General features: G+C 46.7%; 25 protein-coding genes and 1 pseudogene. 3 read left to right on the top strand and 23 right to left on the bottom strand.

Annotation, left to right across the window (positions count from 1 at the left end; genetic code table 11):
• Nucleotides 1-13 precede the first annotated feature (13 nt).
• The 14 genes from OQ477_RS13255 to spoIIR all read right to left on the bottom strand — a co-directional run bounded on the left by OQ477_RS13255 (nt 14) and on the right by spoIIR (nt 9,860).
• Nucleotides 14-559, bottom strand: a complete 546-nt coding sequence (locus tag OQ477_RS13255; protein ID WP_003151169.1) for a F0F1 ATP synthase subunit delta — start codon at nt 557-559, stop codon at nt 14-16.
• Nucleotides 556-1,068, bottom strand: a complete 513-nt coding sequence (atpF, locus tag OQ477_RS13250; RefSeq protein ID WP_003151168.1) for a F0F1 ATP synthase subunit B — start codon at nt 1,066-1,068, stop codon at nt 556-558. The genes OQ477_RS13255 and atpF overlap by 4 nt, the downstream gene beginning before the upstream one ends.
• Before the next feature lie 142 nt (nt 1,069-1,210).
• The gene (gene atpE, locus OQ477_RS13245; RefSeq protein WP_003151167.1) at nt 1,211-1,423 is read right to left on the bottom strand and encodes a F0F1 ATP synthase subunit C; all 213 of its coding nucleotides are present in this window, start codon (nt 1,421-1,423) and stop codon (nt 1,211-1,213) included.
• 45 nt (nt 1,424-1,468) lie between these two features.
• A complete protein-coding gene (gene atpB / locus OQ477_RS13240; RefSeq protein ID WP_029325729.1) occupies nt 1,469-2,203 on the bottom strand; it encodes a F0F1 ATP synthase subunit A in 735 nt (244 codons plus the stop codon).
• A 7-nt stretch (nt 2,204-2,210) separates the two neighbouring features.
• Nucleotides 2,211-2,594, bottom strand: coding sequence for an ATP synthase subunit I (gene atpI, locus OQ477_RS13235; RefSeq protein WP_003151155.1), 384 nt, complete (start codon nt 2,592-2,594; stop codon nt 2,211-2,213).
• A 421-nt stretch (nt 2,595-3,015) separates the two neighbouring features.
• The gene (upp, locus tag OQ477_RS13230) at nt 3,016-3,645 is read right to left on the bottom strand and encodes a uracil phosphoribosyltransferase (protein WP_003151154.1); all 630 of its coding nucleotides are present in this window, start codon (nt 3,643-3,645) and stop codon (nt 3,016-3,018) included.
• A gap of 134 nt (nt 3,646-3,779) precedes the next feature.
• Entirely contained in the window at nt 3,780-5,027 is a 1,248-nt protein-coding gene (glyA, locus tag OQ477_RS13225; RefSeq protein ID WP_007614376.1) for a serine hydroxymethyltransferase, read from the bottom strand.
• 147 nt (nt 5,028-5,174) lie between these two features.
• On the bottom strand, nt 5,175-5,717 hold the full coding sequence (locus tag OQ477_RS13220) for a TIGR01440 family protein (RefSeq protein WP_007407598.1): 543 nt from the start codon (nt 5,715-5,717) through the stop codon (nt 5,175-5,177).
• A gap of 13 nt (nt 5,718-5,730) precedes the next feature.
• Nucleotides 5,731-6,180 (bottom strand): ribose 5-phosphate isomerase B, encoded by a 450-nt coding sequence (rpiB, locus tag OQ477_RS13215; RefSeq protein ID WP_003151149.1) that lies wholly within the window; start codon nt 6,178-6,180, stop codon nt 5,731-5,733.
• A 133-nt stretch (nt 6,181-6,313) separates the two neighbouring features.
• A complete protein-coding gene (locus tag OQ477_RS13210) occupies nt 6,314-6,769 on the bottom strand; it encodes a low molecular weight protein arginine phosphatase (protein WP_029325731.1) in 456 nt (151 codons plus the stop codon).
• A 73-nt stretch (nt 6,770-6,842) separates the two neighbouring features.
• Nucleotides 6,843-7,400: a manganese efflux pump MntP family protein gene (locus tag OQ477_RS13205; protein WP_015418417.1), complete on the bottom strand. Its 558-nt coding sequence runs from the start codon at nt 7,398-7,400 to the stop codon at nt 6,843-6,845.
• 68 nt (nt 7,401-7,468) lie between these two features.
• On the bottom strand, nt 7,469-8,509 hold the full coding sequence (locus OQ477_RS13200; RefSeq protein WP_265972737.1) for an L-threonylcarbamoyladenylate synthase: 1,041 nt from the start codon (nt 8,507-8,509) through the stop codon (nt 7,469-7,471).
• A 156-nt stretch (nt 8,510-8,665) separates the two neighbouring features.
• The gene (locus OQ477_RS13195) at nt 8,666-9,109 is read right to left on the bottom strand and encodes a hypothetical protein (RefSeq protein ID WP_007614382.1); all 444 of its coding nucleotides are present in this window, start codon (nt 9,107-9,109) and stop codon (nt 8,666-8,668) included.
• Nucleotides 9,110-9,179: 70 nt separating this feature from the next.
• Nucleotides 9,180-9,860 carry a stage II sporulation protein R gene (spoIIR, locus tag OQ477_RS13190; RefSeq protein WP_045209129.1) on the bottom strand — a complete coding sequence of 227 codons (681 nt, stop codon included), beginning with the start codon at nt 9,858-9,860 and terminating at the stop codon, nt 9,180-9,182.
• 160 nt (nt 9,861-10,020) lie between these two features.
• Between spoIIR and OQ477_RS13185 the strand changes: the two genes are divergently transcribed.
• Nucleotides 10,021-10,395 carry a UPF0715 family protein gene (locus OQ477_RS13185; protein ID WP_032869468.1) on the top strand — a complete coding sequence of 125 codons (375 nt, stop codon included), beginning with the start codon at nt 10,021-10,023 and terminating at the stop codon, nt 10,393-10,395.
• On the opposite strand, the gene OQ477_RS13180 is transcribed toward OQ477_RS13185, so the two are convergent.
• The 3 genes from OQ477_RS13180 to prfA form a co-directional block, all read right to left on the bottom strand.
• Nucleotides 10,382-10,660, bottom strand: coding sequence for a DUF5316 family protein (locus OQ477_RS13180; protein ID WP_265972733.1), 279 nt, complete (start codon nt 10,658-10,660; stop codon nt 10,382-10,384). The two genes, OQ477_RS13185 and OQ477_RS13180, sit on opposite strands and share 14 nt — an antisense overlap.
• 70 nt (nt 10,661-10,730) lie before the next feature.
• Nucleotides 10,731-11,591 (bottom strand): peptide chain release factor N(5)-glutamine methyltransferase, encoded by an 861-nt coding sequence (prmC, locus tag OQ477_RS13175; RefSeq protein WP_265972732.1) that lies wholly within the window; start codon nt 11,589-11,591, stop codon nt 10,731-10,733.
• Nucleotide 11,592: 1 nt separating this feature from the next.
• Complete coding sequence (gene prfA, locus OQ477_RS13170) at nt 11,593-12,663, bottom strand: peptide chain release factor 1 (RefSeq protein ID WP_003151139.1); 1,071 nt, start codon at nt 12,661-12,663, stop codon at nt 11,593-11,595.
• Between the two features lie 111 nt (nt 12,664-12,774).
• Between prfA and OQ477_RS13165 the strand changes: the two genes are divergently transcribed.
• The gene (locus OQ477_RS13165; RefSeq protein ID WP_265972730.1) at nt 12,775-13,158 is read left to right on the top strand and encodes a VOC family protein; all 384 of its coding nucleotides are present in this window, start codon (nt 12,775-12,777) and stop codon (nt 13,156-13,158) included.
• 110 nt (nt 13,159-13,268) lie between these two features.
• On the top strand, nt 13,269-13,832 hold the full coding sequence (gene racA, locus OQ477_RS13160; RefSeq protein WP_265972728.1) for a chromosome-anchoring protein RacA: 564 nt from the start codon (nt 13,269-13,271) through the stop codon (nt 13,830-13,832).
• Nucleotides 13,833-13,865: 33 nt separating this feature from the next.
• Here racA and OQ477_RS13155 read toward each other — a convergent pair whose 3' ends face one another.
• The 6 genes and pseudogenes from OQ477_RS13155 to OQ477_RS21070 form a co-directional block, all read right to left on the bottom strand.
• Nucleotides 13,866-14,822, bottom strand: a complete 957-nt coding sequence (locus OQ477_RS13155) for an AEC family transporter (protein ID WP_007407608.1) — start codon at nt 14,820-14,822, stop codon at nt 13,866-13,868.
• A gap of 86 nt (nt 14,823-14,908) precedes the next feature.
• Entirely contained in the window at nt 14,909-16,606 is a 1,698-nt protein-coding gene (malS, locus tag OQ477_RS13150; protein WP_007407609.1) for an oxaloacetate-decarboxylating malate dehydrogenase, read from the bottom strand.
• Between the two features lie 276 nt (nt 16,607-16,882).
• Nucleotides 16,883-17,473, bottom strand: a complete 591-nt coding sequence (locus tag OQ477_RS13145; RefSeq protein ID WP_038464350.1) for a thymidine kinase — start codon at nt 17,471-17,473, stop codon at nt 16,883-16,885.
• An 84-nt stretch (nt 17,474-17,557) separates the two neighbouring features.
• A complete protein-coding gene (rpmE, locus tag OQ477_RS13140) occupies nt 17,558-17,758 on the bottom strand; it encodes a 50S ribosomal protein L31 (protein ID WP_003151132.1) in 201 nt (66 codons plus the stop codon).
• A gap of 121 nt (nt 17,759-17,879) precedes the next feature.
• Nucleotides 17,880-19,166, bottom strand: a complete 1,287-nt coding sequence (gene rho, locus OQ477_RS13135; protein WP_003151107.1) for a transcription termination factor Rho — start codon at nt 19,164-19,166, stop codon at nt 17,880-17,882.
• Nucleotides 19,163-19,371 (bottom strand): annotated as a pseudogene (locus OQ477_RS21070) (hypothetical protein). Before OQ477_RS21070 ends, rho begins: the two are co-directional and overlap by 4 nt.
• Between the last annotated feature and the right edge of the window lie 43 nt (nt 19,372-19,414).

The following is a 19,414-nucleotide window of genomic DNA, read 5'->3' as shown; positions in this document are numbered from 1 at the left end:
GGTTTCACCCCTTCTATCGATTTCCTCCGGCAAGTTGACGTTCCATGCGCTCAAGCTTTCCGCTTACGCTTCCGTCATATATCCGGTTTCCAATGCGGACTTTAATGCCGCCTATTAAATCCGTCTGCACTTCATTTCTGATTCTGAGCGAAGCGATTCCGGCTTTTTTTGCAAACACTTGAGACAATGATAACATTTCCGCTTCTGACAGCGGTTTTACTGAATAAACAACCGCGTCCTCTGTCTGACGGGCCTGATTGGCAAGTTTGATAAACTCGTCTGTGAGATCAGGCACAATCGAAGACCGGCGGCGGTCAATCAGAAGAAAAATCGTATGCAGCACAGACTCAGACAGTGCGCCGAACGATTGCTGAATCAGCTCTTTTTTCTTAGCGGCCGATACCTTCGGATGGCTTAACACTTCCTGTAATCCGGCTTCGTTGCGGAACACTTCTTTTAGTACGGTAAGCTCTTCTTCGATTTCATTGATTTGAGAAGTTTCAACGGCAATGTCGAAAAGCGCTGACGCGTATCGTTTAGAGACAGCAGATCCACTCATCGGCTTTCTCCTACCTCTTTAAGATAGTCCTGAATCAGTTGTTCCTGGGCTTGTTCATCAAGCTCTTTTTCAATCACTTTCGATGCGATTAAGACAGAAAGTGATGCGACTTGCTCGCGAAGTGCGGAAACCGCTTGTTCTTTTTCTTTAACAATTTCGGTTCTCGCCGCTTCTTTCAATCTTTCAGACTCGGCGCGTGCAGCCTGGATAATGTCTTCCTTCTGCTTTTCACCCAGTTTTTTCGCATTTTCAATGAGTGATTGTGATTCCTGTTTCGCTTCTTTTAAAAGAACGCGCTGCTCTTCAATCAGCTTCTGCGCTTCTTTATTTCTTTCTTCAGCGGACGTAATTTCGCCGGCGATATGATCTTCACGCTGTTTCATTATATTTAATAGCGGTCCAAGAGCGAATTTCTTGAGAAGCGCTAATAAAACTAACATAGCTAACAATTGGAATAGGATATCTCCGCCGTTAAACGACAGTCCTAATTCAAGAGGTAATTGAGACATCTACTACGGCAACTCCCTTCTGCAGGTTTTCTCTGCTGATAAAAAGCCGTTTCGGGACGGCGTGCTTATCAGACATAAAGCAATGGCGAAGGTTCTCTTAGAGTGATCTTCGCCATTTTTAGTTCATATAAGGCTTTTTTGCTTAGCCAAAGAACGCTAAGAACGCGATAACGACAGCGATAATCGGAAGGGCCTCAACCAATGCGATACCCATGAACATAAGAGTTCTAAGTTCTTTTCCTGCTTCCGGCTGACGGGCGATTCCCTCTACCGTACGTGAAACGATCAGACCGTTACCAATACCTGCACCAAGTGCACCTAAACCGATTGCAATTGCAGCTGCTATTAAATTCATGAAAAAGTTCCTCCTTTAAAATGTTATCCGAATGGATATATGATTTTAATGATCATGACTGATTTTGTGTGACATGTACACCATCGTCAGCATCGTAAAGATAAATGCCTGGATGGTACCGATGAACAAGCTGAACGCCTGCCATGCAAGCATCGGAAGAATGGCTCCGACTGTGCCGACCAAACCGAGAAAGAAGCTGTTTGAGTAGAAATTCGTCGCCAGATTCGCAAGCAGGCCAAGAAGAATTTCCCCGGCGAAAATGTTACCGTAAAGACGAAGTCCGAGTGTCAGCGTATTCGCAAACTCCTCAATGATCTTCATCGGGAACATAAGCGGAACCGGTCTGAGGTAATCCTTAGAGTATTCCTTCAAACCTTTCATCTTCACGCCGTAATAGTGCGTTAACGACACAACCATAACGGCTAGAGTCAGAGTAATAGCCGGATCGGCCGTCGGTGATTTCCACCAAAGCTCGTGTCCGACCGTTACAGAAAACGGCAGCCCCAGCATATTTGATACAAATATGTACATCAGCAAGGTTACACCAAGCGCCAAGAAGTTAGCCCCTGTTTTTAAATCCATTGTACTGCCTATAATATTGCGGACAAAATCAACAATCCATTCCATGAAGTTCTGGGCTTTTCCTGGACGGATGGACAGCGTTCTCGTAGTGAGAATCGCAATCAGCAGCACAATCACACTTGCCACAGTAATCATCAGAATGTTTGTCAGATTAAAAGTAAGACCAAACAAATCCATAGTTCTGTAATCGTGATTCAATGGGTTTTCACCTCTCTTCCATTGATGAACGTTTGAGCTGAATAATGGAATCTATCATAATGACGGGATAAATTGTCATTAATCCAATAATCACACTTGCCACACTGACTTTATCGGGATATTTAAAGGCGACAGCCATCGCAAGTATCGCATTGCACCAACGCGCTGCGCTCCCGAGTGATCGTATGGACTTTCCTTTCGCCACGGCCTTGTCAAAAGCATTCATTCTTCTGGTCAAGAGCCACAAATTAAACAAACTGAAAACAGTTCCCAAAAAGAGGCCTAGAAAAACAGTTTTATACGCCGTAAGACCATATCCCAGCAAATAGATTGCTAAGATCACAAATACATATCTCCGTTGTCTGCTGAATGTAAGATTGGGATCGTCCATCAACTATCTGTCTCCTGATGAAAATGTAATATAATTCCTGGATACGGCAAAACATGCGGTTAACCCTTTGCAGAAGGCCTTTTTTTGTCCCGCAAAACGGCCTGTTCGAAAAAACCACTCATCCTCCTGATGCCACGGGATGCTGTTTCATTCGCTTAGATAAATCCTCATATAACGGGTTTTTTGGAGGATTTAAAATGAGGATGGATACTAGAAATGAAAGGAATGAAAACCTTCTCATAATACCCTCGTTTAGCATACAATAGCCCCTAACATGTGTCAATCTGTTTAAAGTTAAAAAACTTTTTATACCGAAAGCATACACAGAATGTTCACAAATTCACCTATAAATGTATGAAGTCTGCCCATTCAGCAAATATCTGGATAAAAAAAGAAAACCCCCTGAATGAGGTTTTCCGATTTATTTGGTTCCGTACAATCTGTCACCCGCGTCACCGAGGCCCGGAACGATATAGCCTTTTTCATTCAGTTTTTCATCAAGGGCGGCGATATAAATATCAACGTCAGAGTGATGTTTCTGCAGCTCTTCCACGCCTTCCGGAGCCGCTACAAGACACATAAAACGAATGTTTCTCGCGCCGCGCTTTTTCAGGCTGTTTATCGCTTCCACCGCAGACCCCCCCGTAGCAAGCATCGGATCCACGACAATAAATTCGCGTTCTTCTACATCAGAAGGAAGCTTGACATAGTATTCCACCGGTTTTAAGGTTTCCGGATCACGGTATAATCCGACATGTCCCACTTTAGCAGCCGGGATTAATTTCAGCATGCCGTCAACCATTCCGAGACCCGCTCTCAGGATCGGCACGATACCGAGTTTCTTCCCTGAAATCACTTTGGATGTCGCTGTTTGAACAGGTGTTTTCACTTCCACTTCTTTAAGAGGAAGATCACGTGTAATTTCAAACGCCATCAGTGATGCGACTTCGTCCACAAGGTCTCTGAAATCCTTTGTGCCTGTATTTTCATTCCGAATATATGTCAGCTTATGCTGGATTAAAGGATGATCAAATACGTAAACCTTTCCCATACTGTGTTCAGCTCCTTTTTTGTTGTCCGAGTGACTTTTTCACACTTCTATTGATTCTACAGAAAAAGACAAACAGTTTCAAGAAAATCATAAAAAAACCCGCCGGATTAAGGTTCCGGCGGGTTTCTTCCTTATTAATAGTCCAGTTCTTTATATAAAGGAAACTTTTCAGTCAAGGCAGATACGCGCTGTCTCGCTTCTTCAAGTTTTGCTTCGTCTTCATGATTTTTCAGTGCGAGGCCGATGATGGCGCCGACTTCTTCAAGCGCGTCACCGTCAAAGCCGCGGCTTGTCACAGCTGCCGTACCAAGACGGATTCCGCTTGTGACGAACGGTTTTTCCGGATCGTAAGGGATCGCGTTTTTATTAGATGTAATGCCGATTTCATCAAGAACGTGTTCAGCGACTTTTCCGGTCAGACCGAGAGAACGGAGGTCGACAAGCACAAGGTGGTTATCCGTTCCGCCTGATACGAGCTGAATGCCCTCTTTGTTCAGAGACTCAGCCAGGCGCTTCGCGTTCGAGATGACGTTTTGCGCATATGTTTTGAAATCATCTTCAAGCACTTCTCCGAAAGAAACGGCTTTGGCCGCGATGACATGCATAAGCGGTCCGCCTTGGATTCCCGGGAAAATGGATTTATCAATCTTTTTGCCGAACTCTTCACGGCAAAGGATCATTCCTCCGCGGGGTCCGCGAAGTGTTTTGTGAGTCGTTGTCGTTACAAAGTCAGCGTAAGGAACCGGATTCGGATGAAGACCGGCTGCGACAAGACCCGCGATATGCGCCATGTCTACCATGAAGTAAGCGCCGACTTCATCAGCGATTTCGCGGAATTTTTTAAAGTCGATCGTGCGGGGGTACGCGCTCGCTCCGGCAACGATGAGTTTCGGCTTATGCGCCAGCGCTTTTTCACGCACATCTTCATAATCTATATATTGCGTGTCTTTATCGACACCGTATTCTACAAAGTTGTATTGAACGCCGCTGAAATTAACCGGGCTTCCGTGTGTTAAGTGGCCGCCGTGGGAGAGGTTCATCCCGAGCACCGTGTCGCCGTGCTCTAAAATCGTGAAGTAAACAGCCATGTTCGCCTGAGCGCCTGAGTGCGGCTGAACGTTTACATGCTCAGCTCCGAAAATCTCTTTCGCGCGGTCGCGGGCGATGTCCTCAACGACATCAACATGCTCACAGCCGCCGTAGTAGCGTTTGCCGGGGTAGCCTTCAGCATATTTGTTTGTTAAAACAGAGCCTTGTGCTTCCATTACCGCTTCCGTCACGAAGTTTTCAGAAGCAATTAATTCGATCTTAGTCTGTTGACGCTTACGCTCATCTTTGATGGCGTTAAACACTTGTTTGTCTTGTACAGGTAAATGTTTCATCAGCGAGATCCTCTCCTATCCGTTTCCTGTTCTTTATTTTTACCACCCTTATTGTACATGGTTTTTCAGGTGAATGTAACAGCTTATTTAAAAAAATCACAAAATTTAATTAGAAAACACGAACATTATACAGGAAAAGTATTTTCATCATTCGCATTCATAAACAGCGCGAATTCCGCCTATCAGCTTCGGTCTTGTCCGGGCCATCGTCACATGTGCTTCTCCAAGCTCACGGCTTGATATCCGGACAGGGACGGCAACGGGTTTCAGATGCATGCCGATGAACGTATCACCGATGTCAATCCCGGCGTCAGCCTGAATCGATTCGGCGAGCACGGGAGAACGCATCTGCCGGTATGCATAAGAGGCCATCGCTCCGCCCGCTTTCGGGACGGGGACGGCTGAAACAATGGGGAGCCTGAACCGCTCGGCCGTTTCCGCTTCAATGACAAGCGCCCTGTTTAAATGCTCGCAGCATTGAAAAGCAAGATGCACACCCGTTTTTTCCTTAAACCGGTTAAGTCCGCCGTATATCAATTCAGCCCAATCCCCGCTTCCGGCGGTGCCGATCCGGCTTCCGGCGGCTTCACTTGTACTGCACCCGATCACCAGCAGACTGCCGTCCGTCAGTCCTGCCTGTTCTTGAAACTCAGTCAGCATGTCCGTCCATTTTTGCTTCATCTCTTCCATTGTCCAGCACCTCTTACAGATTTTTTTCTTCGTAATCTGCGATTTTGCCGATCCGCCGTTCGTGGCGGCCGCCCGTAAATTCAGTCGTCAGCCAGACTTTTGCGATTTCGCGCGCCAGCCCCGGGCCGATGACGCGTTCGCCCATCGCAAGAACATTCGTGTCATTGTGTTCACGCGTCGCTTTTGCGCTGAAGGTGTCATGGGCAAGCGCACAGCGTATGCCCTTTACCTTATTTGCGGAGATGCTCATGCCGATGCCTGTGCCGCAAATTAAAATTCCCCTGTCAGCTTCGCCGTTCACCACTTTTTCCGCTACCGGAAAAGCGTAGTCTGAATAATCGACAGAGCCGGCGCCGCATTCACAGCCCATATCAATGTATTCAATCTGCAATTCATCCAAAAGACTTTTTATTTCTTCGCGGATATGGACGCCGCCGTGATCTGACGCAATAGCTACTTTCATTCATTTACCTCCTAGGTGTGGCTGGGCGAAGACAGCCCAGTGTGCTTGTCCTTTTTATTACGAAATCCGTTGATTTCATTCTACTCTTTCACATTCGTTTTGCAAATGACCTGTTTGCAGATTTTCTGACAGATTACTTGCTTTTTCCGTCAAGCAATTGATCAGCCAAAAGGGTCAGCAGCTCCTCCAGTTCGTCCCGCGTCTGTTTATAAACATCAAGCGGACCGCCGAACGGGTCAGAGATATCGCCGCTTTCCCCCGTTACGTATTCTTTAATGGTAAAGACTTTGCCCTGACTGTTTTGATATCGGCCTTCAATCAGCTGTTTATGCTGTTCCGTCATCGCCAGCACCAGATCAGCCGTCTCGATATGTTCTTCTGATAAGGGAGATGAACTGTGATTGAGAGCGATCCGTTTTTCAAACAGCGCTTCTACGGCATGGGCCGACGCTTTTCCGTGCGGAGACGCGAATACGCCGGCCGAGCTTACGCTGACATCCAGCCCTTTCGTTTCTGCAATGGATTTAAAAAGAGCCTCAGCCATGGGACTGCGGCATGTATTGCCTGTACATACAAAGATTATTTTCATGTCCGTCACCTCTTACTGCCTATTATAAATGAAGAAAAAAGAAACGGCATCTTCGTTTCTTTTTTTACGTATCTTATATCGGTAAAAGCAGTTTCAGCCCGAATCCGATCAAAATGGCTCCGCCAAGCGCTTCGCTGTAGGAGCCGAGCCACGACTGCACCTTTCTTCCCGCCAAGAGGCCCGCCCATGTTAAAACGGTGCTGAAGACCCCGAACAGCGTAACGGCCAGAAACGGATTGGAGCCGTTCATCCCGAGACTGAGCCCGACAGAAAAGCTGTCCAGACTGACACCGACCGCAAACAGCAACAGTCCCGAGCCTGCCGGAGATATGAGCGGCCCGTCTGATTGTTTAAACGCGGCGATGATCATCTGCACCCCTAAAATGAAAAGAAGAGATCCGCCGATGTAAACGGCGAGCATCCCCAGAAAACCGGACAGCAGATGCCCGGCCGCCATTCCCGCAAGCGGCATCATGACATGAAACAGCCCGATGACTACCCCTATATGAAAAATCTGTTTTTTCTTCAGCTGAATCATTCCCATTCCGAGCCCGACGGAAAAGGCATCCGTCCCCAAAGCAAATGCCATGATGCTTAAGGAGACAAGTTCCCCGATGAATAGATTCGACATGAAATAAAAACCCCCTTGGACGTGCCCGCTTGTTTAGCTTATGCATGTCCGATAAGGGGTAGAACAAGTTAATGGATAACGGTGCCGCCTGCGGCTTTCATCAGCCTGTTCATCACGGCGAGCCCCACTCCGGTATCCGGAAAGGACTCAGAAATAATCATGTCCACTTCCGCTTCATCAAAGCTGCGGAGCGCATCGTATAAGGCGGATGCCACTGTTTCAAGGTCGGCGCGTCTGCCGCAGACCTTGATATAATCAGCCTGGTAACTATCGGCGTTCTCTTCTGTTGTCAAAATGCCGATTCGTTTTCCCCGGCTTTTATATGCGTCTGCCAGTTCTTGAATTCTCCGGGCACCGCCGTCGGCAATAGCCATCGGCGCAGAAGGCGCGTAATGTGTATATTTCATACCCGGAGAAATAGGAACCTCATCTTCTTCGGTCAGCCCTTTATCCACAAGAACCGGACCGGCGGCGGATTCAATCTGCTCTTTTGTCACGCCGCCCGGACGAAGCAGCACGGGCTGTTTCCCCGTACAGGACAGAACGGTTGATTCCACTCCGATTCCCGTCGCGCCGCCGTCCACAATACCGGCAATGCGGCCGTTTAAATCATGAGCTACATGCTCGGCCTTCGTCGGGCTCGGTTTCCCTGATAAATTGGCGCTCGGCGCGGCGATCGGCAGTCCGGCCGAGCTGATGAGGGCTAATGCTGCCGGATGATCAGGCATTCTGACCGCTACCGTCTCAAGTCCCGCGGTGACACGGGGTGACAGCACACCGGGCTTACACGGCAGGACAAGGGTCAGCGCCCCCGGCCAGAATAGCTCCATAAGCTTTTTCGCCGTCTCAGGAATATGGCTGATAAAACGATCAAGCTGGCTGATATGGGATATATGCACAATCAGCGGGTTATCGCTCGGCCTTCCTTTCGCCTCATATATTTTGGTTACGGCTTCCGTATTTTCAGCGTTAGCGCCCAGTCCGTAAACGGTTTCTGTCGGAAAAGCCACAACCTCATTCTGCCGGAGCAATTCCGCGGCTTGTGTAATCTGGGGATCGGTTGTGGATAATTCGCGCGAACAATCCACAAACCATCTTTTTGTTTTCATGTATAACCAAACTCCTTATTTTAAAGCGGTAAAACTTTATTTTCTCTCGTGTATTCCTTTTGAAAGTATAAAAGATGTCCTTTAATAAAACAAGTGTTATCCACAAACTGTGGACAACACTTTTTAATAAGTGGATAACCTTGTGTATAAGTTAGATCAGGCAGAGGTTTTCACCATTAAAAACGAACCTTCTGTGCATAACGAGTTGCGGAAATGTTCGGACGTATACAGTTCATCAGGCGCATCGGCGCACGCTTCAAATCCCATCACATTCAGAAACTCAGCAGATGAAGGCTGATTGGCGACTAAGTAGACATCTTGAATCTCATGTTTTTTGCATAGCACATCCATACTTTGAAACAGTGTAACGATATGGCTTTGATTCAGCCTGTCCGACATGACGAGTGAACGGAGAAGCCCTTTTCCGCCGCTGAATTTTTCGATCCCGAGACAGGCGGCAATCTTTTTTTCACTGTCTTCCAGCACGATAAAACGGCTGATCTGCTGATCGATTTCCGCATGTGCCGTATCAGCCTTTTTCAAAAAGGCTTCCAGCGCCTCCGTATCTTGATCTCTTGCCACTCTCAGCTGATAAAACATATATTTCCCTCCGTTTCGATCAACTCTTTCTTCCAATCTATGAATCGAATCCGGATTTATGCCTTTTGCTTCAGGAAAATAGATCTGAAATCCAATCGACGAGGAAAAACTTCACTTCTGTATCATCATCATCTTTATTTTCTTTCTTCGCTTTATCAGCCTTTGCTTTTACGTCATCCAGCACTTTTTTAGTCTGTTTCTGCGTTTCTTCCTGCTTCTGTCCGCCGTCTTCCTGATCTTTCACCGCTTCGCCGTTTGAGAAATCAAGGAAGCACAGCGGCGGAAACAAGACGCACCACCAGTTGGCGCCCTCGCCATTGCCGAGTGTAATTAAAATCGCTTCATATTTTCCGGCCGGATAAACCATATTGCCGTAGAGCTTTGTCGGAAACGAGATTTTATTGAATTGAACTGAAACGGATTGATGCGCACCCTTTTCTTTCATCGTTTGTTTGGCGATTTCTTTAATTTCAGGAAGCTTCGAACGAATGAGCCGCCGCGCTTCTTCAATGGAAGTGATATCTTTCACCCAGTCCGTGATTTGCTTGTTTACAGCATCTCTGATCTGGCGCTTGAGCTTTTGATCCTCATCGTTATCACTGTTGGCCAAAATCCTGAGCCGGATCGCTTCATCCGGTATGACAACGGGCTCATTGGCTGATGCCCGCGCCGTTTCTTCTTTTGTCAAACCCGCAAGCGCTCCTGATAATAAAAGAAAAATATATATGCAGATCATCATGGTCTGTTTCATCGGTCCCCACCGTTCCTCTCCGTGCTTTTTTTATCTAGTCCCATTATGGACATGACGGAAAAGGTTTAAACCGGCGGGAAGAAAAAAATCTAGCAAGCTGATAATCTGCATTAACAGATTCAAAATATGGTACGATATTATTTTGATAGGAGGTTTTCAGATGAAATATAATTACACCGTGCTGCTGTCGGCGGCATGTATGTCTGTCATTTATTCTATTTTGTATGTTCATCAATTCATTATCGCGGCTTTCATTTCGATGGCGTTTTATTTTTTGTTTCCTTATTTGATTTTTGCGCTGCCGCTTCAATACTTTCTGAATAAAAAGCCGAAGAGATTTCATCCGCTGTATCTTCTTTATTATTTAGGGGTGTCATTCATTGCAAACGGGATCATCTTCGGTCTTTTGCAGCCGTCAGGCCAATCTCTGTTTTCTAATTCAGCCTTTTATATCTTTGCGGTTTTAACAGCCGTCGTCTATTGGGTATGGGATTCCGTATTGCTGCAAAGACAAAATCCGGCTACAGAAGCGTAATCAGCAGACAGCCGGCTGAAGGGAGAGCGGCGCAAAAGAAAACGGCGGCCATCTTTAAACGGGCGTGCCGTCCTTCTTCTGTTTCAGAATGATAATTGGCCCGCTGCTCCGCTCCGCTTACGGCCAACCCGGAAACGATGATCGCTGTGACGATAAGAACAGCCGTAACGGCGCCGAAAATGATGGCAAAGCCAAACGGCAGAACAACCCCCGCCGCATAAGCTGCAGCGGCGAGTATACATCCGAAGGCGAACGCTTTTTTCAAGGCGGATGCCCCTTTCATTTTCTTTCCATTGTAACAAAAGCCCGCCGTGTGCGTCACCGGCGGGCTTTTTTCATGATGTGATGACCGCGGATACGGTTCTGTCTTTTCCGTTGATGTCCTGTACGACTTCCACTTCCGCATTCGGAAAAGAATGACGGAACAGGTCTTTCACGGCTTTCCCCTGATTATATCCGATTTCAAAGACGACAAGCGCTCTATCTTTCATGACAAGAGGCAGCTCCTCCATAAACCGCTTGTAGAATTTCAAACCGTCACCGCCGTCCGTAAGTGCATGAAGCGGCTCATGGAAACGGACGATATCCGACAAATCCGCCATTTCTTCTTCAGAAATATACGGCGGATTGGAAACAATAATATCCGCTTTTTTCCCTGATGAAATAAAAGGAGTTAACAGATCTCCCTGCAAAAAGCACACGTCCGCTCCGAGGTTTTGCGCATTTCTTTCCGCCACCTGCAGCGCTTCTTTTGAAATATCCGAAGCCGATACTGAAAAATGTCCGCATTCAAGGGCGAGCGTCACCGCAATGGCTCCGCTCCCCGTACCGATATCAATGACGTTCAGGCGTTCTGCCCCGGAAAATGCCCGCTTCTGTCTGTCCAGCAGATGAAAGACGACTTCTTCCGTTTCCGGACGCGGAATGAGAACATCGTCATTCACAAAAAATTCCCTGCCGTAAAACTGTTCTTTCCCGATAATATATTGAATCGGAATACCTTCTTTATGCATCTCCACGTGCCGTCTGAATCGGTAAAGCTCGTCCTCGCCGACGGGCTCCTGCAGACTTGCGAGAAGCTTGCTCCGATCCATTCCGGTATCATTTAACAGCAGCAGCTCGGCCGCGTTTTTTTCTCTTCCCGCTTCGGTTAAATAAGAAGAAGCCCAGCTTAGGGCTTCAAAAACGGTCTTCATCTTAATTTTCCGCCTGCTGGAGCTTGCTTGACTGGTCTTCTACGATCAACGCTTCAACCACTTCATCAAGCTTGCCTTCCAGGATTTGATCCAGCTTTTGAATCGTCAGGCCGATGCGGTGATCCGTCACACGGTTTTGCGGGAAATTGTATGTGCGGATACGCTCGGAACGGTCGCCTGAACCGACGGCTGATTTACGGGTCTGATCATATTCAGCCTGAGCTTCCTGCTGGAATTTGTCATAGATTCTGGCGCGGAGCACCTTCATCGCTTTTTCTTTGTTTTTAATCTGAGATTTTTCATCCTGACAGGAAACGACAACACCGGTCGGTAAATGCGTCAGGCGTACGGCCGACATCGTCGTGTTTACGCTTTGTCCGCCCGGTCCGCTTGATGCGAATGTATCGACGCGGATGTCTTTTTCGTGGATGTCCACTTCTACTTCTTCCGCTTCAGGAAGACACGCCACCGTCGCCGTGGATGTATGAATACGGCCGCCTGATTCCGTTTCCGGAACACGCTGTACGCGGTGCGCGCCATTTTCATACTTCAGCTTGGAGTATGCGCCTTTTCCCGTAATCATAAAGATGATTTCTTTATAACCGCCCGTTCCGGTCACGTTTGCTTCCATGACTTCGGTCTTCCAGCCTTGGATTTCGGCGTAACGGGAGTACATTCTGTAGAGATTTCCCGCAAACAGCGCGGCTTCTTCTCCTCCCGCTGCTCCGCGGATCTCCATGATTACGTTTTTGTCATCGTTCGGGTCTTTCGGGATGAGGAGCACTTTCAAACGCTCTGATAAGGTTTCCGTCTCTCCCTGCAGTTCGGAGATTTCTTCCTTCACCATTTCTCTCATATCGGCATCAAGCTTTTCCTCAAGCATCGCTTTCGCATCGGCAAGCTGTTCTGATGCGTCTCTGTATTGTCTATAGACTTCAACGGTTTCTTGTATATCAGATTGCTCTTTCGAATATTCTCTAAGCTTTTTCGGATCGTTGACCACTTCCGGATCACTTAAAAGCTCATTTAATTTTTCGTATCGTTGTTCAATTGACTGTAAACGGTCTAACACGGTCTTCACCTCTGTTTTCCTGTGCGTAACATTCTCATTATAGTATAGGGCTTATCGCCAGTCAAAAGCAATTCGCCTCTGTTATACTGAAGCAAAAAAGGAGGAGCGGATATGCTGAAATCCATCCACCATATAGCAATCATATGCTCTGATTATGAAAAGTCGAAAGCTTTTTACACCGAGATTCTCGGTTTCGGCATTATAAAAGAAACATACCGAAAGGATCGCGGGTCTTATAAACTAGATCTGGCGCTGGACGGCGCGTACGCGATTGAATTGTTTTCCTTTCCCGATCCGCCCGAACGGCCGACCAGACCGGAAGCCGCGGGTCTCCGGCATCTCGCTTTCACCGTAAACGATCTTGAAGCAGCCGTCAGGGACTTAAAGGAAAAGGGCGTCGGCACAGAACCGATCAGAACCGATCCGCTGACGGGGAAACGGTTTACCTTTTTCTTCGATCCCGACAAGCTTCCGCTTGAATTGTATGAAGCGTAACGTTTTTTGAAGAAATGCCGCTTTCTTTGGCGAATTCCTTCTTGTTTTGTCTAACATGAAGGGAACGCCGCCTCATGGTCGAATACCTAGCAAAAAGGAGGTATGTGATCATGAATACAAACATGGCCGCGAAAGAGCTCGGTGTCTCCGCAAAAACGGTGCAAAGGTGGGTCAAGCAGCTGAATCTTCCGGCTGAACGGAATGAGCTCGGACATTATTCCTTTACACCTGAGGATCTTGATGTGCTGAAATCGGTCAAACGGCAAATTTCTGAAGGCACTGCCCTTCTGGACGTTCAAGTGCCACGGCAGCCGAAAAAACGGACGGGCTTCATTTTGCATCGTCCGAAAATCAATGGCGGCGCTGAACAAAGATTGGCAGATCTGGAGCGCAAACTGGACATTCTCACGAAAGAGAAACAAGGTGAGAACCATCTGCTTTCAAGGATAGAGGAGCTTGAACGCCAGCTGAAACAAAAGGCGGATGAAGGGGTGTCTTATCAGCTTCTTCAGCACAGGCGGGAAATTGACGACCTCAATACCGAATTGCAGACATTGGCCTCCCGCATCCAGGAACTTTCCCAGACAGCCCCCCTCTCAGAAACAGCCGCTTCTTCAGAACATAAGAAACCCAGAAAAAAAACGAGATTTTCGCCTTTTAAATTTCAATTCTAATCAAAAAAGCTCCCTGAAACAGGGAGCTTTTCATTATGCAGTCAGCGCAATGATGATCGGCAGTGAGATGAGAGATAAAATCGCACTGATCACGAACGCGGACGCAGTTTCTTCCTCTTGTTTTTCGAAACGTGTGGCAATCATCGCCGCTACCGCAGATCCAGGGAATGCAACGAGCAATACCGCTTTAGTGATCTGGTCAGCCGGAAGTCCGACTGCAAGAGCGATCAAGTACATCAGCGCAGGCTGAACGGCAACTTTTAACAAAGCGATACCGAAAGCCGGCAGACTGAGCTTAATGTTGCGGATACCGACAGTTACACCGACGGCGAAGAGCGCAACACCTGATGTTGTGCTTCCGAGCTGATCAAGCATTTTTTCTCCCAAGCCAGGGAGTGTTACACCGCAGAGTACCAGAATGATACTGATAAGCGGTGCAGCCGCAAGCGGTTCGGAAAGACCGTGAAGAATAGACTTACCAGTCATTTTCCAGAAGTTCTCGTTTTCAGTGTCTTTTTTCTTAGATGACTCACCGACAGTAGCGATAATAATCGCAAGCGGGTCAAGGATGGCGTTAACCACGATACCCGTAACGGCGATAGGAATCGCTACTTCGCTTGCTCCGAATAAGCTTCCTAGTACGGGAATACCCATAAAAGCAAATGTCGGCTGTGCAGAGTTTAAAGAAAATACAGATGAATTCGTTAAATCATACTTGAAGATAAATTTGCAAACCAACAGAATGACGATAAAGAATCCGACAATCCCAATGATCAAAGCGACCATCAAAGGAACCTGTGATAAAAACGCACTTCTTGAAGTGGTTAAAATACTTGCGATAAAATGCGCCGGAAGCGCGTACTTCGTAACTAAGGTGCTTACCCCTTTTGCTGACTTCGCGTCATAACTTCCGAAGCGACCTGCGAACCATCCCAGCACGATCACGAAAAAGATCGGCGCCAGGAGGATTAAAATATCTAAGAAGCTCAAAATATTCTCCTCCAAATCCTTAATGTCCGTATACTTTAGCCTTTACATAAAAGCTTTCCCTCGGACTGTAAAATTAATCGTAAAAATTATTTAGCGACAACTTGTTTATATTGCGGTTTCCACATTGCATCAAGAACGGCTTGTTCTACATTTTCAGGAATGCGGTTTGCCACGCCTTCTTTAATTGCAGTTTCCGCTACGGCGATCGCAACTTTAATTGAAACTTCTTGTAAGTCGCTCATGCTCGGCAGAAGGCCTGCACCCGGTGTTTCAAAATCAACGCTTTCTGCGATTGCGTCAGCAGTTGCCGCAAACATTGCAGGAGTAATCACTTTTGCTTCTACAACGATTGAACCGAGACCAAGTCCAGGGAACGCGAATGCGTTGTTAGATTGTCCGATTTCATGAGAAACGCCATTGTACTCTACATTGTCAAACGGGCTTCCTGTCGCCACAAGCACTTTGCCGTCAGTCCATTTGAAAAGATCGCTAGGAACGGCTTCAGCAAGCGGTGTCGGGTTAGACATCGGCATGATGACCGGACGCTCAACGTGTTTTGCCATTTCTTTGACGATTTCTTCACTGAACGCGCCGCTTTGGCCTGATGTACCGATTAAGATTGTCGGTTTCGCTTGACGGATCACTTCAATGAAAGGAATTTGTCCGTTTTCATCGCGTTTCCAATCTTTAATTTCTTCAGCTGTGCGCAAGTACGGCTCTTGGAAATCAAGAATGTTTTCCATACCTTCAATTAACAAGCCTCTGTAGTCCATTGTGTAGAACGCTTTGTTGGCTTCTTCTTCAGAAAGACCGGCAAGTACCATAGTGTCGCGGATTTGGTCAGCGATTCCGATTCCGGCAGATCCCGCACCGAAGACAACCACACGCTGGTCTTTAATAGACGCGCCTGTTTTCTTCATAGCCGCAAGCACACCTGCAAGCGTAATCGCGCCTGTTCCTTGAATGTCATCGTTGAATGTAAGAATTTCATGGTTGTATTTCTTCATGATATTGCGCGCGTTTTTGTTTCCAAGGTCTTCCCAGTGAAGAAGAGCTTTAGGGAAATATTTAAGCGCAGCTTTTACATAAGCGTCAACGAAAGCTTCGTAACGTTCGCCTTGGATACGTTCATGGCGGTTACCGATGTATAAAGGATCGTTCAGAAGTTTTTCATTGTTCGTACCGACGTCAAGAACGACAGGAATAACGCGGCTTGGGTCAATACCGGCAGCAGCTGTGTATACCGCTAATTTACCGATGGCGATGTTGATACCGCCGACACCCCAGTCACCGATTCCGAGGATGCTTTCTGAGTCTGTCGCAACGATCAGATCAATATCTCCGGCAGTGGCATGAAGGTTTTCAAATGCCTCTTCGATTCCTTCCACGTTGTCGATAGAAAGGTAAATCCCTTGAGGTCTTCTGTACTCATGGCTGTATTCTTGAATCGCTTCACCGACAGTCGGTGTGTAAACAACCGGCAGCATTTCACGAAGATGGTTTTGAAGCAATTTAAAGAAAAGAACTTCGTTACGGTTTTGCAAATCGTTCAAATACACGTTTTGGCGAAGGCGGTCCGGCTGAGCTTGAAACTGCTCGTATGCGCGTTTTGCCTGCTCATCAAGAGACAGAATTGTCGGAGGAAGCAGCCCGTCTAATCCAAGGCTTTTTCTTTCTTCTGCTGAAAACGCAACACCTTTATTTAAAGTAGGGATAGATAGAACTTCTTTTCCTCTTAAAGTAGTTTCTAAGTTGCCTTCCTTCGTTACTTTAATATTATTCAAGAAAATCTCCTTCTTTCTTCAAATAGTTAACAAAGTTAAGTAATTACCCATTTTGGCTAGTGTGATCGCGATCTGCTATATCTTTTTTTGACAATTATTCGAACAATGTCTCATAACTATTTACATTACTTAGTCATTTTATGCCTGTAAAAATGAAAATTCAAGAGATGAAAATTACTTAATTTTTTCATACTCTTTTTTAAGTTATTTAACTACAATTTTTGAAAAAACGTCAAAAAAACACCGGATTTTTTACCGATGTTTTCATGAAAAGGGTTATTTATCAGTCTGTTTTTTCGGCACTTCGTGATGATGCCTGCATCTCGCTTCGTATGACTCCGACGCGCCGACTAAAATGACCGGATCATCATAGGAAGCGGGCTTCCCGTCAATCAACCGCTGCGTACGGCTTGCCGGCGACCCGCAAACGGAGCAGACCGCCTGCAGCTTCGTCACCGATTCGGCAACCGCCATCAGATTCGGCACCACGCCGAAAGGCTCTCCCCGGAAATCCATATCAAGTCCGGCCGCGATGACACGATAGCCTTTATCCGCAAGCGAGGATAAGTCGCCGATGATAGATTCGCCGAAAAACTGCACTTCATCTACCGCGATGACGTCCGTGCTTTCACTGATATGATCCCATATTTCAGCCGAAGACGAGATGACGTGGCTTGTCATGGATGTGCCGTTGTGAGAAACGACGGCCTCCTCACTGTAGCGATTATCAATAGCAGGTTTGAACACCTTGACCTCCTGCTTCGCATATGTCGCTCTTTTCACTCTGCGGATCAGCTCTTCTGATTTCCCAGAGAACATGCTGCCGCATATCAGCTCAAGCCATCCGCTTTGCTTCATTATGTACATAGGCTATCCGCTCCCCTTTTTTTCCTGTTTATGGACATAAAAAACAGGCAAGAAGCAATTCTTGCCTGCCTGTAAAATCTATTATTACTTAAGACCGTATTTTTTGTTAAAGCGATCAACACGACCATCAGCAGAAGCGAATTTTTGACGTCCAGTGTAGAATGGGTGGCATTCAGAGCAAATCTCAACGCGTACCTCTTCTTTTACTGAGCCTGTTTCAAATTCATTTCCGCAAGCGCATTTAACTGTTGCTTTTTTGAAATTAGGATGAATTCCTGCTTTCATTGTATCCATCTCCTTCCGCCCTGAATCCCGTGTGGAAACAGAGTTATTATTCCGGAGTAATCCGGAACGCATATGAGAGAATTATATCAGTCATTTACTGCATTTGCAAATACATTTTTTATCAGCGGCGGGCTGATGATGAAAGGTTTGCCTGCTTCCATTCTTGGTTGATCAAATCGAAGAATTCCTGATTCGTTTTTGTTTTTTTCATTTTTCTCATAAACTTCTCTGCGAAGTCCGGAGAATCAGACATCGATTTGCGGATCGCCCATAGACGGTCAAGATGCTCTTTCGGCACGAGCAGCTCTTCCTTCCGTGTGCCGGAGCGGCGGATATCGATCGCCGGGAAAATCCGTCTTTCCGCAAGAGAACGGTCAAGGTGAAGCTCCATGTTGCCCGTTCCTTTAAACTCTTCATAGATGACGTCATCCATCCGGGAGCCCGTGTCTACGAGCGCCGTCGCCAAAATGGTCAGACTGCCGCCCTCTTCAATGTTTCGCGCGGCACCGAAAAAGCGCTTCGGACGATGGAACGCAGCCGGGTCAATCCCGCCGGAAAGCGTACGTCCGCTTGGCGGGATAACGAGGTTGTAGGCCCGTGCCAGGCGGGTAATGCTGTCCATCAGAATGATAACGTCTTTTTTGTGTTCAACGAGACGCATCGCCCGTTCAAGCACAAGCTCCGCTACCTTAATGTGATTTTCCGGCACTTCATCGAACGTGGAGCTGACGACATCGCCCGCTACGGAACGTTCAATATCCGTTACTTCTTCCGGTCTTTCATCAATTAAGAGAACGATCAATTCAGCGTCAGGCTGATTTGTCGTAATGCTGTTAGCGATTTCTTTCAACAGCATGGTTTTACCGGCTTTCGGCGGCGCCACGATCAGACCGCGCTGGCCGAAACCGACGGGAGCCATCATATCGAGAATTCTTGTTGAGAGATAATTCGGTTTCGTCTCAAGCACCATTTGGCGGTCCGGATAAAGCGGAGTCAGCGCTGGAAAATGAACGCGCTCTTTCGCAGATTCCGGATCATCTCCATTTACCGCTTCAACGTGCAAAAGTCCGTAATAGCGTTCGTTTTCTTTCGGCGGCCGCACCTTGCCGGATACTTTGTCACCGTTTCTTAAATCAAAGCGGCGGATCTGGGAAGCAGAAATGTAGATGTCTTCTGAGCTCGGCGAGTAATTAATCGGTCTGAGGAAGCCGAATCCTTCCGATTGGATGATTTCGAGCACGCCTTCCATAAACAGAAGATCCTCCTGCTCGGCGTTGGCTTTCAGAATGGCAAAGATTAATTCTTTTTTAGTCAGTTTGCTGTAGTAGGAGATTTTATAATGTCTTGCCAGTTCATATAGTTCTTTTAATTTCATATTTTCCAAAGAGGAAATAGATACGTCTTTCATAAAAACACCACGCTTTTCATAGTCAATGTATTGCTGTTTTCATTCAAATCGGCTGCTTCGCATGATTCCGCCAAAGCACATTCTTTTATAAAACGTTAAGGAACTTCTATCGGTAACACTTCCACCCATGATCGGCGCTTTTTTAAAAAAGGAATGTCTTAATGAGTTTTGAAGGAAGCGAGGACAAAAACTTGAGAAGATCAATATTTATATCGTCTGTATGCGGTAGAATTTGAAAATTTCCCAGT

The organism is Bacillus sp. ChL18, from assembly GCF_026241425.1.
Lineage (GTDB): Bacteria > Bacillota > Bacilli > Bacillales > Bacillaceae > Bacillus > Bacillus velezensis.
Note: the sequence above shows the minus strand (reverse complement) of the source record. Positions and strands in the feature narration are given on the sequence as shown.

What these genes read in the sequence shown, in the direction of transcription:
- OQ477_RS13255 (WP_003151169.1), bottom strand. Translation starts at nt 559, where the DNA reads ATGAGTGGATCTGCTGTCTCTAAACGATACGCGTCAGCGCTTTTCGAC.
- atpF (WP_003151168.1), bottom strand. Translation starts at nt 1,068, where the DNA reads ATGTCTCAATTACCTCTTGAATTAGGACTGTCGTTTAACGGCGGAGAT.
- atpE (WP_003151167.1), bottom strand. Translation starts at nt 1,423, where the DNA reads ATGAATTTAATAGCAGCTGCAATTGCAATCGGTTTAGGTGCACTTGGT.
- atpI (WP_003151155.1), bottom strand. Translation starts at nt 2,594, where the DNA reads ATGGACGATCCCAATCTTACATTCAGCAGACAACGGAGATATGTATTT.
- upp (WP_003151154.1), bottom strand. Translation starts at nt 3,645, where the DNA reads ATGGGAAAGGTTTACGTATTTGATCATCCTTTAATCCAGCATAAGCTG.
- glyA (WP_007614376.1), bottom strand. Translation starts at nt 5,027, where the DNA reads ATGAAACATTTACCTGTACAAGACAAACAAGTGTTTAACGCCATCAAA.
- OQ477_RS13220 (WP_007407598.1), bottom strand. Translation starts at nt 5,717, where the DNA reads ATGGAAGAGATGAAGCAAAAATGGACGGACATGCTGACTGAGTTTCAA.
- rpiB (WP_003151149.1), bottom strand. Translation starts at nt 6,180, where the DNA reads ATGAAAGTAGCTATTGCGTCAGATCACGGCGGCGTCCATATCCGCGAA.
- OQ477_RS13210 (WP_029325731.1), bottom strand. Translation starts at nt 6,769, where the DNA reads ATGAAAATAATCTTTGTATGTACAGGCAATACATGCCGCAGTCCCATG.
- OQ477_RS13205 (WP_015418417.1), bottom strand. Translation starts at nt 7,400, where the DNA reads ATGTCGAATCTATTCATCGGGGAACTTGTCTCCTTAAGCATCATGGCA.
- OQ477_RS13200 (WP_265972737.1), bottom strand. Translation starts at nt 8,509, where the DNA reads ATGAAAACAAAAAGATGGTTTGTGGATTGTTCGCGCGAATTATCCACA.
- OQ477_RS13195 (WP_007614382.1), bottom strand. Translation starts at nt 9,109, where the DNA reads ATGTTTTATCAGCTGAGAGTGGCAAGAGATCAAGATACGGAGGCGCTG.
- spoIIR (WP_045209129.1), bottom strand. Translation starts at nt 9,860, where the DNA reads ATGAAACAGACCATGATGATCTGCATATATATTTTTCTTTTATTATCA.
- OQ477_RS13185 (WP_032869468.1), top strand. Translation starts at nt 10,021, where the DNA reads ATGAAATATAATTACACCGTGCTGCTGTCGGCGGCATGTATGTCTGTC.
- prmC (WP_265972732.1), bottom strand. Translation starts at nt 11,591, where the DNA reads ATGAAGACCGTTTTTGAAGCCCTAAGCTGGGCTTCTTCTTATTTAACC.
- OQ477_RS13165 (WP_265972730.1), top strand. Translation starts at nt 12,775, where the DNA reads ATGCTGAAATCCATCCACCATATAGCAATCATATGCTCTGATTATGAA.
- racA (WP_265972728.1), top strand. Translation starts at nt 13,269, where the DNA reads ATGAATACAAACATGGCCGCGAAAGAGCTCGGTGTCTCCGCAAAAACG.
- OQ477_RS13145 (WP_038464350.1), bottom strand. Translation starts at nt 17,473, where the DNA reads ATGTACATAATGAAGCAAAGCGGATGGCTTGAGCTGATATGCGGCAGC.
- rpmE (WP_003151132.1), bottom strand. Translation starts at nt 17,758, where the DNA reads ATGAAAGCAGGAATTCATCCTAATTTCAAAAAAGCAACAGTTAAATGC.
- rho (WP_003151107.1), bottom strand. Translation starts at nt 19,166, where the DNA reads ATGAAAGACGTATCTATTTCCTCTTTGGAAAATATGAAATTAAAAGAA.